Source organism: Nocardia sp. bgisy134, assembly GCF_057708325.1.
This window is the reverse complement of record NZ_JBYIRW010000001.1, coordinates 1-12230: the sequence shown is the minus strand read 5'-3', so window position 1 is coordinate 12230 and position 12230 is coordinate 1. Positions and strand designations below refer to the sequence as shown.

Below are 12230 nucleotides of genomic sequence, written 5' to 3'. Positions count from 1 at the left end.
CACGATTCCGCTGGCCGGACCGCGCCGCTCGTGACAGCATCTGCTGATGCCGCACTGGGTCGACGTGCTTCCCGAATTCCTGCTGGCCTGCCTCGCGCTCGCCGCGCTGCCCGGCCCGGCGACGGCGCTGTTCTTACAGCGGTCGGTACGCGACGGCCGCCGGGCCGGCCTCGCCGCGGTGGCAGGCAACGAGATCGGCGTGTTCGGCTGGACCCTGGCGGGCGGGGCCGGACTCTCCGTCCTGCTGGTCGCGAACTCCGTGCTGAACACCGCGGTGCACGTGCTCGGCGCGGCGGTGCTGATCTGGCTCGGCGTGCAGGCCTGGCGCGGCGCGGGCCGCGACGACGCGTTCGGCTCGACCAGGACGGCACTGCTGCCCGCGGGACGCACCCCCGCCTCGGCATTCCGCGCCGCGTTGCTCTCGATCGCCGCGAATCCCAAGGCCGCGGTGTTCGGCCTGACGATCCTGCCGCAGTTCCTGCCGAGCAGCGGGCCGGTGCTGCCGACGGTGCTGATCCTCGCCGCGATCCAGCTGGTGATCGACACCACGTGGTGCGTCGGCGTGGTGCTCGCCGCCGACCGGGCGGGCGGCTTGCTGCGCCGCGCGCGCATCCGGCAGCGGGTGGAGCGGGCGCTCGGCGCCGTGCTGGTGGCGCTCGGCCTCGGCCTGGCCGCCGATGCCCGCTGAATCCGCGCCATGGTTACGGCACCGGGTAGGTTGGTCCACGTGACCGGCCGCATCGCCATCGATGACACCGCCCCGTCCATCCCCGGCGGCCGCCCGGCCAAGGCCGTGGTGGGCGAGGTGTTCCCGGTGCGCGCCGTGGTGTGGCGCGAGGGACACGACGCGGTCGCCGCCACGCTCACGGTGCGCGCTCCCGGAGCAGCCCGGGCCACCCGAATCCGGATGACCCCGGACTTCGAGCCCGACGTCTTCAACGCCACCTTCGTCCCGAACCTGCCCGGCGCGTGGACTTTCCGCGTCGAGGGCTGGAGCGATCCCATCGCGACCTGGCGGCACGCGGTCGAGGTCAAGCTCGCGGTCGGGCAGAGCGCCGTCGATCTGGCCAACGACCTCGAACTCGGCGCACGGCTGTTCGAGCGGGCCGCGCAGGCGCTACCGAAAGCCAAGTTCGAGAAGCTGCGCGCGGTGGCGGCGGCGTTGCGCAGCGACGAGCAGCTACCCGCCAGAGTCGCGCCCGCGTTCGCCGAGGAGGTCGCCGAGATCCTGCACGCCACACCGCTGCGCGACCTGGTGGCCCGTGGCCCGCAGCACACCGTGCAGGTCGAGCGGCACCGCGCGCTGTACGGCTCGTGGTACGAGTTCTTTCCGCGCTCCACCGGCGGCTGGAACGCCGAAGGCAAGCCCGTGCACGGCACCTTCGCGACCGCGACCAAGGAACTCTCCCGGATAGCGGGCATGGGCTTCGACGTGGTGTACCTGCCGCCGATCCACCCGATCGGCGAGGTGAACCGCAAGGGCCGCAACAACGCGCTGACCGCCGACCCCGGCGATGTCGGCTCCCCGTGGGCGATCGGTTCGAAGGACGGCGGACACGACGCCGTGCACCCGGCGCTCGGCGCCGAGGCGGATTTCGTCGAATTCGTCACCGCCGCTGGACAACTCGGCATGGAGGTCGCCCTCGACCTGGCGCTGCAATGCGCGCCGGACCACCCCTGGGTCGCCGCCCATCCGGAGTGGTTCACCACGCTGCCCGACGGCACCATCGCCTTCGCCGAGAACCCGCCGAAGAAGTACCAGGACATCTACCCGGTCAACTTCGACAACGACGCCGACGGGCTCTACGCGGAGGTGCTGCGCGTCGTGCGGCACTGGATCGGCCTGGGCGTCAAGATCTTCCGCGTCGACAACCCGCACACCAAGCCCGCCGACTTCTGGGAATGGCTGATCGGCACCGTGCGGCGCACCGATCCGGACGTGATCTTCCTGTCCGAGGCCTTCACCCGCCCTGCCCGCCTGTACGGCCTCGCCCGGCGCGGATTCAGCCAGTCCTACACGTATTTCACGTGGCGGGTGGCGAAGTGGGAGCTCACCGAGTTCGGCAACGAGCTGGCCGCCAAGTCCGACGAGGCCCGCCCCAACCTCTTCGTCAACACCCCCGACATCCTGCACGAGAGCCTCCAGCACGGCGGGCCAGGCATGTTCGCCATCCGCGCCGTTCTCGCCGCCACCCTGGCGCCGACCTGGGGCGTGTACTCCGGTTTCGAACTGTTCGAGCACCAGGCGGTACGTCCGGGCAGCGAGGAGTACCTGGACTCGGAGAAATACGAGCTGCGCCCGCGCCCGTTCGCCGAGGCGCTGGCCCGCGGCGAATCGCTGGAGCCGTGGCTGACCAGGCTCAACGAGATCCGCCGCGCCCACCCGGCGCTACAACAGCTGCGCTGCCTGCACTTCCACCACATCGACAACGACGCGCTCCTCGCGTACTCCAAGTTCGATCCGACCAGCGGCGACGCGGTACTCGTGGTGGTCAACCTGAACCCCTACGGCGCCGAGCAAGGCTTCATCTCGCTCGATCTCCCCGCCCTCGGCCGCGAGTGGCACGACCATCCGGTGGTCGTCGACGAGGTGAGCGGCGAGGAATACCACTGGGCGCAGACGAATTACGTGCGCCTCGATCCGGCCAAGGCGGTCGCGCACATCATCGCCTTGCCGCCGGTGCCCGCCCCCGCGCGACTGGAGCTGGCCTACCGGCGGTCGTTCCGATGACCCGCGTGGCCACCATCAACCGCCGCGATCTGATGTTGCTCGCGGCGGGCACCCATCCCGATCCGCACACCGTCCTCGGCGCTCATCCGCACCCGGACGGGACGGTCGTGCGGGTGCTGCGCCCGCACGCGGACACGGTCGCGGTCCGCGTCGGCGGCGTCGACCACGCGCTGAAACCGTTGGGGTACGGGACCTTCGCGGCGGTGCTGCCGTACCCGGATCTGATGGACTACCGCCTCGTCACGACCTACCCCGGCGGACCGACCGTCGTCGCCGCGGACGGCTATCGCTTCCTGCCCACGGTCGGCGAACTCGACCTGCACCTGATCGGCGAAGGCCGCCACGAGCGACTGTGGGATGTGCTCGGCGCCCACCCGCGCCGCTACACCACGCTGGACGGCGCGGTCGAGGGCGTCTCGTTCGCGGTCTGGGCGCCGAATGCCCGCGGCGTCACCGTAATCGGCGATTTCGACGGCTGGAGCGGCAACACCGCGCCGATGCGCGCGCTCGGCACGTCGGGTGTCTGGGAGGTCTTCGTCCCCGGCGTCGGCGTCGGCGAGAAGTACAAATACCGGGTGCACGGCGCCGACGGACGCACAGTCGACCACGCCGACCCGCTCGCCTTCGCCACCGAACACCCGCCCGCGACCGCCTCGGTCGTCACCGAGAGCAAGCACACCTGGCACGACGCGCACTGGCTCGAACGGCGCGCGGCGACCGATCCCAACCGGGCTCCGATGAGCGTCTACGAGGTGCACCTCGGATCGTGGCGGCCCGGCCTCGGCTATCGCGAATTGGCCGTGCAGCTGGCCGATTACGTGCGGGCCGCGGGCTTCACCCACGTCGAACTGCTGCCCATCGCCGAGCACCCGTTCGGCGGCTCCTGGGGCTATCAGGTCACCTCCTACTACGCCCCGACGGCGCGCTTCGGCTCCCCCGACGACTTCCGCGCCTTCGTCGACCACCTGCACGGCGCGGGCATCAGCGTGCTGCTCGACTGGGTGCCCGCCCACTTCCCGCGCGACGAATGGGCGCTGGCCCGCTTCGACGGCACTCCGCTCTACGAGCACGCCGACCCGCGCCGCGGCGAGCAACTCGACTGGGGCACCTACATTTTCGACTTCGGCAGGCACGAGGTGCGCAACTTCCTCGTCGCCAACGCGCGCTACTGGATCGAGGAATTCCACATCGACGGCCTGCGCGTCGACGCGGTCGCCTCCATGCTCTACCTGGATTACTCACGCCGGGAAGGTGATTGGGAGCCGAACGTGCACGGTGGCAGGGAGAACCTGGAAGCCGTCGACTTCCTGCAAGACCTCAACGACACCGTGCACCGCCACCACCCCGGCGTGATCACCGTCGCCGAGGAATCCACCACCTGGCCCGGCGTCACGCGCGGCACCGACGTGGGCGGCCTCGGTTTCACCATGAAGTGGAACATGGGCTGGATGCACGACACCCTCGGCTTCCTGCGCCGGGACCCGATCCACCGCTCCTGGCACCACAACGAGATCACCTTCTCGCTGATGTACGCCTGGAGCGAGAACTACGTGCTGCCGATCAGCCACGACGAGGTCGTGCACGGCAAGGGCACACTGTGGACGCGGATGCCGGGCGACGATTTCGCCAAGGCGGCGGGCGTGCGTGCGCTGCTGGCCTACATGTGGGCCCATCCCGGTAAGCAGCTGTTGTTCATGGGCCAGGATTTCGGTCAGTTCCGCGAGTGGTCGCACGATCGCGGCCTGGACTGGGCGGAGCTGGACAATCCGCTGCACTCCGGCATCGCCGCGGCCGTCCGCGACCTCAACTCGGCCTACCGCGCCCACCCGGCGTTCTGGAGCCAGGACACCACCCCGGGCGGCTACTCCTGGCTGGAGGCCGACGACCGCGACCACAACGTGCTGGCGTTCCTGCGCTACGGCGCGGACGGATCGGTGGTCGCCTGCGTGTACAACTTCTCCGGCTCGGTGCACGGCGAATACCGGGTCGGGCTGCCCATCGCGGGCGAGTGGACCGAGATCCTCAACACCGACGCGGCGGAGTACGGCGGCTCCGGCGTCGGGAATTTCGGCGCGGTGAAGACCGAGGAGATCCCCTGGCACGGCCGGCCGTTCTCGGCGACCGTCGCGCTCGCGTCGAACAGCGCGGTGTGGTTGGCGGGGCCACCTGCCTGATCGACCGCCCGCCTGAACGGCCCGCCCGAGTGACGGCCGCCCTGATCGGTCGGCCGGATCAGCCTGGCTGTTCGATCGGCAGGGCTCAACGCGAAGACGCCCGGGGCGCAATCGCTCCGGGCGTCTGGAGGTGTCGGTGAACTGGGCGCTCGGGCGTCGGCGGAGCCGGCAGGGCGCATTCGTCGCGACCGCGTGAATCGGTCCCCAATCGGTCGCGATCAGTACAGCGCCGCGGCGAGCTTCCGCCGGGCCGCGACCACGAAGGGCTCCGCCTGATCGAACAGCTCGAACAGTTCGAGCAGGCGGGTGCGCGCCTTGGTGCGGTCGTCGCCCGCGGTGCGCTTGACGACGGCGATCAGCCGGTCGAACGCCGCTTCCGGTTGCTGGTTGAGCAGTTCCAGGTCGGCGGCGTCGATGGCGGCGTCGACATTCGCCGGGTCCTGGTCGGCGGTCGCAAGCGCCGAATCGGGCACCTGCTGGGCCCTGGCCAGGAAACGCAGCTGCCGCAGCGCGCCCTTGGCCTCCTCGTTGTTCGGCTCCGCGGCCAGGATCGCCTCGTAGGCGGCCTCGGCGCCCGCCAGGTCACCGCGCTCGAGCGCGTCCTCGGCGGCGGCGAAGCGCGGGTCCTCCGCGGGCTGCTGCTCGGCCGCGCCGCCCTCGAGCTTGCCCGCGACCGCGTCGACCACCGCGTCGAGCCACTGCCGGACCTGCGGCTCGGGTTGCGCGCCCTCGAAATCGGCCAGCGGCTGCCCGGCGGCAATGGCGATCACCGTCGGGATGCCCTGCACCCGCAGTGCCTGCGCGATGCGCATGTTGGCCTCGGCCTCGACGGTGGCCAGCTCCCACGCGCCGCCGTCGGCCGCGACCAGCCGCTCCAGGGTCTTGACCAGCTCGACGCTGCCCGGGCTGCGCTGCGAGTACAGCGCGACGACCACCGGAACCTGCATCGACCTGCGCAGCACCTTGGTCTCGAAGTCCGCCTCGCCGACCGCGTAGTCGCCACCGGCAGCACCGGCCGCACCGGCGGGCGGCTGCTTCAGGCTGGACAGATCCACCGCTCCGGACATGGCGGCGGCAACGGCGGGCGAGGGGCGGCGTGCGGCAGGTCGAGTCACGGTTTCCAGTTTGTCACGACGGGACGCGAACGGCTTCCGCGGCCGGGGTCGCGTCGGCGTTGCTCAGCTCGCCCAGCTTGCCGGTGCGCACGGCCCAGACCTCGAAGACCACCGTGAAGAACGGCGGAATGCTGGAGAGCAGCGCGAGGACGAGGGTCTTCCAGTTCCAGTTCAGCTCACGCGCGGCGAGCAGCGAGGTCAGCACGAACAGGATGAAGATGGCGCCGTGCACCGGGCCGAAGATCTTCACACCCACCTCGTTGCCGGGATCGGGGAGGTACTTGAAGCCCATTCCCACCAGCAGACCCAGCCACGACAGTGCCTCGAGTACCGCAAAGAATCGGAATCTACCGGCGACGCTGCGCAGATCGAAGAAACCCATGCGCCCCATTGTGCCGCATGCACTACGACGGGTCGTAGTTGAACACGTCACATCGATGTCCCCGGTGGGGATGCGCCGAGCGCCGCGTCCGGCGTGGAAGCCACCGGACGCGACGCTCGGGCGAATCAGATCTCGGCGAACTAGACCTTGATGATCAGCGCGTCACCCTGACCGCCGCCACCGCACAGCGCGGCCGCGCCGACGCCGCCGCCGCGGCGCTTCAGCTCCAGGGCCAGGTGCAGCACGATCCTGGCGCCCGACATGCCGAGCGGGTGGCCGATGGCGATGGCGCCGCCGTTGACGTTCACCTTCTCGGTGTCGATACCCAGCTTGCGGGCCGACGCGATGCCGACCGCGGCGAACGCCTCGTTGATCTCGACCAGGTCCAGCTCGGCGGGCGAGATGCCCTCGCGCGCACAGGCCTTCGCGATGGCGTTGGCGGGCTGGTCCTGCAGGGTGGAGTCCGGACCGGCCACGACGCCCGCGGCGCCGATCTCGGCGATCCAGCTCAGGCCGAGCTGCTGTGCCTTCTCCTTGCTCATCACGACCACCGCGGCCGCGCCGTCGGAGATCTGCGAGGCGGTGCCCGCGGTGATGGTGCCGTCCTTGCGGAAGGCCGGGCGCAGCTTGCCCAGCGACTCCGCGGTGGTGTCGGCTCGGATGCCCTCATCGGCGCTGACCAGCACCGGATCGCCCTTGCGCTGCGGCACCGCGACCGGGACGACCTCCTCCTCGAAGAGACCGTTCTTCCACGCCGCCGCCGCGCGCTGGTGCGAGGCCGCCGCGAACGCGTCCTGGTCCTCGCGGCTGATGCTGTCGGTGTCGTTGCGCTGCTCGGTGAGCGCGCCCATGGCCTGGTCGGTGAAGATGTCGTGCAGGCCGTCGAAGGCCATGTGGTCGCGCAGCGTCACATCGCCGTACTTGAAGCCCTCCCTGCTCTTTTCGAGCAGGTGCGGCGCCTGGCTCATGGACTCCTGGCCACCGGCGACGACGATCTCGTACTCGCCGGCGCGGATCAGCTGGTCGGCGAGCGCGATCGCGTTGATGCCGGACAGGCAGACCTTGTTCAGGGTCAGGGCGGGCACGTCCATCGGGATGCCCGCGGCCACCGCCGCCTGCCGGGCCGGGATCTGGCCCGCGCCCGCGGTGAGCACCTGGCCCATGATCACGTAGTCGACCTGCTCGGGCGCGACGCCGCCTTTCTCCAGCGCGGCCTTGATCGCGAAACCGCCGAGATCGGACCCGGTGAAGTCCTTCAGACCGCCGAGCAGCCTGCCGACCGGGGTGCGCGCACCGGAGACGATGACGGTTGTGGTCACGACGAGCCTCGCATTCGTTGGTGGAACCACGCGCCATCGTGCGGGCGACGGCGCGGTGTCAAGAGTTGTACTCAACGGTAGCGTGCCCGTCCTCTGCGGCTCCGCCCAGGTTGGCGCTACCGTCGAAGTCGTGAGCAACGCAAATCAGACCTCCGAACTCATTCCGGGCGACTACGTGGTCGCGATCGACCACGTCGGCATCGCGGTCCCGGACCTGGACACCGCAATCGCCTGGTACGCCGAGAATCTCGGCATGATCGAGACCCACCGCGAGGTCAACGAGAGCCAGGGCGTGCACGAGGCCATGCTGTCGCTGCCCGGTGCGCCGGACGGCGCGACTGCTCTGCAGTTGCTGGCGCCCCTCAACGCGGACTCGACCATCGCCAAGTTCATCGATCGCAGCGGACCGGGCCTTCAGCAGCTCGCCTACCGCGTCACCGACATCGAGGCCGTCTCCACTCATCTGCGCGATCGCGGCCTGCGTTTGCTGTACGACGCTCCCCGGCACGGAACCGCCGATTCCCGCATCAATTTCATCCACCCGAAGGATGCTGGCGGTGTGCTGATCGAGTTGGTCGAGCCGAACCCGAATGTTACGCACTAGTATCAAGATCGGGGCCGAAAAACTCGTCCAGATCACATTCGCGGTCGAGTCACCATCGGCCCTCCATAGGCTGTAGTTTGTGTGCCATGTCGTCACCCGAGTCCGATCGCAATCGCTTCGTTGCACTGCCCTTCACCGTTGTGCGCAAGGGTTATGCGCAAGACGAGGTGCGTAACTATTTCGACCGCTTCGATGCCGAGCTGAGGGTCACCGCCACCGATCGCGATGCCGCTGCGGCGCAAGCCCGTAACCTCGCGAGCCAGTTGGAGGACGCGCGGGACGAGATCGACGAGCTCCGCAAGGAGGTCGACCGACTCTCGGTGCCGCCGACCACTGCCGAAGGCATGTCCGACCGCATCTCCCGCATGCTGCGGCTGGCCTCCGACGAGGCCTCCGAGGTCCGGGCTCTCGCCCAGGCCGAGGCCGCGGAAATGGTGTCGATCGCGGAGCAGCAGGCGACCGAGATGCGCGGCAAATACGAGTCGCTGCTCGCGGAGACCAAGGAGAAGCGCGAGGCGCTCGACATCGAGTTCGAGCAGACCCTGGCGAATGCACGCACCGAGTCGGCGAAGATCATCGAAGCCGCTCAAGCCGAGGTCGAGCGCCTCGGCAAGGAAGCCGAAGCCAAGCGCAAGGCGACCCAGCAGGACTTCGAGGTCACCATGGCCGAGCGTCGCACCAAGCTGACCCGCGCCATGGAGGAGCTGGAAGCCACCAGCCGCGCCGAGGCCGCCCAGCGGATCAAGGACGCGACCGACGAGGCCAACCGTCTCATCACCTCCGCCACCCAGACCTCCGAGCGCAAGATCGCGCACGCCAAGGAACTGGCCGAGGAGATGCGCGTGCTGCGCGGCCGGGTGCTCGCCCAGCTGCTCGGTATCCGCGGTCAGCTCGACTCGGTGCCCGCGATGCTCGCGGCCGTCAACCGGGAAAGCGAACTGCTGGACGGTGTTCCGGAGCAGCGCAAGTCGATCGGCGGCAGCACCAAGTCGGTCGGTTCCCGCACCACCAAGGCGATCCCCGAGGTCGCCGGCGAAGACGAGGACTACGACCTCGAAGAGCGTGAGAACGCCGACATCGCGAACTGACGTCGGCTGAGGCGACGACGCGGTACCAGAACAGAATTCACCCGAAGGCCGCTCCCGTCAGGGAGCGGCCTTCTTAGTTGTGCGAGGTTGCCAGCGGTCGCGCGGACTCGGCGACAAGGGCTCTACGACGTGCGCCGCTCAGGACCAGCGACGGGTGATGCGGCGCGTCCGGCGACCGTTCCAGCAGCCGCGGTGCCAATGCCTGCGGTCGTCCTCGCCGCCGTCGGCGGCCCAAGCGACGATGTGGGCGACGCCGGGCGGAATCTCGTGATCGCATCCCGGGCAGCGGTAGGTCTTCGTGGCGCGGGTGCCGGGAATGGTGCGGACGACGTAGACGTCGTCGTCCGGACCGCGCTCGGTGCGGCCGAACACGTCGCCGAGCGGCGCGACGTCGGACCCGGCCTGATTGCGGGCGCGCGGTTTCCGACGAGGCATGCCGACAAGCCTAATAGGCGCTGCCGGCCGGACGCCCCCGCACCTCTGCCCCGCCTCGCGGGCCCGGAGCCCGTCGGCTCACACGGCGATGGCCGCACGCACCAGGTTGTGGTCCGACAGGCCATCGGCGCTCTCCACCGCTGCCTCGCGCGCCTCCACGCCGTACGTGACCACGTGGTCGATGAACTGGGACTTGGCGCCTGCGGTCCGCGGGCGGGTTGGCAGCGCGTCGGTGGGCAGCGCCGCCACGGTGAAGCCGGGGCCGAGCTCCTCGGCCACGACCACACGGTCGGCATTGAAGTCACCGAGCAGCACGGCGGGACGCGCAGGGTCGGACAGCGCCAAGCCCGCCAGCGTCGACAGCTGCCGCCCACGCCGATCGTCTCCGGTGACGTGCGTGGCGATCACCGTCAGCCCGGACGTCACCACCGCCAACGCACCCTTGCCAGGATCGTCGCCGAAGGCCGCCGCGAACACCTTCCGCCCTGGATCGTCGACCACAAGCACCAGATACTCGTCCCGCTCCCGGAGCGCCGTCGGCACGCGCTTCGACCGCGGCACCCGGGGATAGCGCAGCGTGTGGATCGTGCGGTCGGGCAGCGCGTCGCGCAGCGCCGCCACCAGATCACCGCTGACCTCTTGCAGCGCGATGATCTGTTCCGGACGCTTCGACACCCGCGCTGCGATGGCGTCGATCCGCTCGGCTTCCATGGGCCACTTGGACGCGACGTCCTCGTACCAGTTCTCGGCGTGCACGCGGTGCAGCACGTTCCAGGTCGCGACGGTGATCATGTCTCTGCGTTTTCCGGGTCAGAAGAGGCGGAATTCGTTGCTCTCCGTGCCGCGCAGGGCATCGTAATCGAGTGTGAGGCAACGGATGCCACGGTCTTCGGCGAGGGTACGCGCCTGCGGCTTGATCTGCTGGGCGGCGAACACTCCGGCCACCGGGGCGAGCAACGGGTCGCGGTTCAGCAGTTCGAGGTAGCGGGTCAGCTGTTCCACGCCGTCGATCTCGCCGCGCCGCTTGATCTCCACCGCCACGGTCGCGCCGTCGGCGTCCCGGCAGAGCAGGTCCACCGGTCCGATGGCGGTCATGTACTCACGCCGGACGAGCGTGTAGCCGGGCCCGAGGGTCTGCACGTGTTCGGCGAGCAACTCTTGAAGATGAGCTTCCACACCGTCTTTCACCAAGCCCGGGTCGACGCCGAGCTCGTGCGAGGAGTCGTGCTCCACATCTTCGATGGTGATGCGTAGTTCCTCGCCCGCCTTGTTCGTCACCACCCACAGCGCCTTCGCGCCCTCGGGCAGTTCCGCGGCGGCCGCATCGCGCTCTTCCAGCCAGCACGGCGGGCTCATCCAGTTGAGCGGCTTGTACGAGCCACCATCGGAGTGGACGAGCACCGAGCCGTCGGCCTTGATCAACAGCAGCCTGCGGGCCATCGGAAGGTGAGCGGTCAAACGACCGACGTAATCGACCTGGCAACGAGCAATCACGAGGCGCACCGGTCGAGTCTAGGCCCTGGACCACAACTGCCCTGACCCGCCCGACCTTCTCAGCCCAGCGGGACGAAGCAGTACGTCGCGCGCTCGGCTTCGTCGACGTAGTGAAGGTGATCGACAAAGATGAAGCTGATCTGCGCCGCGTAGTCGTCGGGCGCCGCCGTATTGCACATCTGGGTGTCCATCACGCCGGGCACTTTGCGGTCGAGCCGTCCTGCAGCATCGCGACGACACGTCGCGTCGTATCGGTAGCCGCCGCCGGCGTCGGTGTAGCAGTTCCCCACAACCAGATTCGGCTGCGCGCACGAGTGCGCGACGGCGTACTCACCGAAGTTGTACCCCTGGGTGATGAACAGCACCTCTTTGTCTTTGCAGTCGACCTCGATGTCGGTGTCGGTCACGATCGCCGCTCGGGTGACCTTCCTCGTTGCCTCCGGATCCGTGCAGTCGCGCACCGGAAGGAGTTCGTGCAGTGGAAAACTCGTCTCCTCCACGTCGGTGCAGCTGCCGACGGCGGGAATCTGCATCGGTTCCGAATCCGCGGCCGTCTCGAACACACCGGCTCGCAACAGCACGACCGTCGTGACACCACCCAGCAAGACGAGCACGCCCAAGATAGAGAAAGCCACTACGAGCCCGGAGCGCCGACGTCTCGGCGGCGGATAGCCCGGCGCCGGATAGCTCTGTGGAAACCCCTGTGGCGGAGAACCTGGTGGCGGAAAACCGGGCGCCTGGTGGTATCCGGGATTGTGGTAGCCGGGAGGCGGCGGAGACGAACCGGGCACCTGCGCCTGTTCAGGCTTGACGAAGCCCCCGTCGTAGTTCAATTCTCTTCCCCCACTTGCGAATACGACCTAGTCCGTGCGGTAGGAGTCTAGCCCG

Annotated in this window: 12 protein-coding genes; 5 read left to right on the top strand and 7 right to left on the bottom strand. The window is 69.2% G+C overall.

The window, feature by feature from the left end; translation table 11 throughout:
- Positions 1 to 46: 46 nt before the first annotated feature.
- Genes AC3ERS_RS00060 through glgB form a run of 3 tightly spaced genes read left to right on the top strand, consistent with a single transcriptional unit; the run spans position 47 to position 4905 of the window.
- Positions 47 to 688, top strand: a complete 642-nt coding sequence (locus AC3ERS_RS00060) for a LysE family translocator (protein ID WP_431962115.1) — start codon at positions 47 to 49, stop codon at positions 686 to 688.
- 39 nt (positions 689 to 727) lie between these two features.
- Positions 728 to 2731: an alpha-1,4-glucan--maltose-1-phosphate maltosyltransferase gene (locus AC3ERS_RS00055; RefSeq protein WP_431962113.1), complete on the top strand. Its 2004-nt coding sequence runs from the start codon at positions 728 to 730 to the stop codon at positions 2729 to 2731.
- Positions 2728 to 4905 (top strand): 1,4-alpha-glucan branching protein GlgB, encoded by a 2178-nt coding sequence (gene glgB / locus AC3ERS_RS00050; RefSeq protein WP_431962111.1) that lies wholly within the window; start codon positions 2728 to 2730, stop codon positions 4903 to 4905. The genes AC3ERS_RS00055 and glgB overlap by 4 nt, the downstream gene beginning before the upstream one ends.
- Positions 4906 to 5123: 218 nt before the next feature.
- Here glgB and AC3ERS_RS00045 read toward each other — a convergent pair whose 3' ends face one another.
- The 3 genes from AC3ERS_RS00045 to AC3ERS_RS00035 form a co-directional block, all read right to left on the bottom strand.
- A complete protein-coding gene (locus tag AC3ERS_RS00045; RefSeq protein ID WP_431963530.1) occupies positions 5124 to 5972 on the bottom strand; it encodes a tetratricopeptide repeat protein in 849 nt (282 codons plus the stop codon).
- Between the two features lie 61 nt (positions 5973 to 6033).
- Positions 6034 to 6402 (bottom strand): DUF3817 domain-containing protein, encoded by a 369-nt coding sequence (locus tag AC3ERS_RS00040; protein ID WP_431962109.1) that lies wholly within the window; start codon positions 6400 to 6402, stop codon positions 6034 to 6036.
- A gap of 140 nt (positions 6403 to 6542) precedes the next feature.
- Positions 6543 to 7721, bottom strand: coding sequence for an acetyl-CoA C-acetyltransferase (locus AC3ERS_RS00035; protein WP_431962107.1), 1179 nt, complete (start codon positions 7719 to 7721; stop codon positions 6543 to 6545).
- Positions 7722 to 7851: 130 nt separating this feature from the next.
- Between AC3ERS_RS00035 and mce the strand changes: the two genes are divergently transcribed.
- The gene (gene mce / locus AC3ERS_RS00030; RefSeq protein ID WP_431962105.1) at positions 7852 to 8325 is read left to right on the top strand and encodes a methylmalonyl-CoA epimerase; all 474 of its coding nucleotides are present in this window, start codon (positions 7852 to 7854) and stop codon (positions 8323 to 8325) included.
- Between the two features lie 86 nt (positions 8326 to 8411).
- Positions 8412 to 9413, top strand: a complete 1002-nt coding sequence (locus AC3ERS_RS00025) for a coiled-coil domain-containing protein (RefSeq protein WP_431962103.1) — start codon at positions 8412 to 8414, stop codon at positions 9411 to 9413.
- A 138-nt stretch (positions 9414 to 9551) separates the two neighbouring features.
- Here the strand turns inward: AC3ERS_RS00025 and AC3ERS_RS00020 are convergent, their stop codons facing one another.
- The 4 genes from AC3ERS_RS00020 to AC3ERS_RS00005 form a co-directional block, all read right to left on the bottom strand.
- On the bottom strand, positions 9552 to 9848 hold the full coding sequence (locus AC3ERS_RS00020) for an ATP/GTP-binding protein (RefSeq protein WP_431962101.1): 297 nt from the start codon (positions 9846 to 9848) through the stop codon (positions 9552 to 9554).
- A gap of 78 nt (positions 9849 to 9926) precedes the next feature.
- A complete protein-coding gene (locus AC3ERS_RS00015; RefSeq protein ID WP_431962099.1) occupies positions 9927 to 10640 on the bottom strand; it encodes an endonuclease/exonuclease/phosphatase family protein in 714 nt (237 codons plus the stop codon).
- Between the two features lie 18 nt (positions 10641 to 10658).
- A complete protein-coding gene (nucS, locus tag AC3ERS_RS00010; RefSeq protein WP_067841333.1) occupies positions 10659 to 11351 on the bottom strand; it encodes an endonuclease NucS in 693 nt (230 codons plus the stop codon).
- A gap of 50 nt (positions 11352 to 11401) precedes the next feature.
- Positions 11402 to 11956: a hypothetical protein gene (locus AC3ERS_RS00005; protein WP_431962097.1), complete on the bottom strand. Its 555-nt coding sequence runs from the start codon at positions 11954 to 11956 to the stop codon at positions 11402 to 11404.
- Positions 11957 to 12230 lie beyond the last annotated feature (274 nt).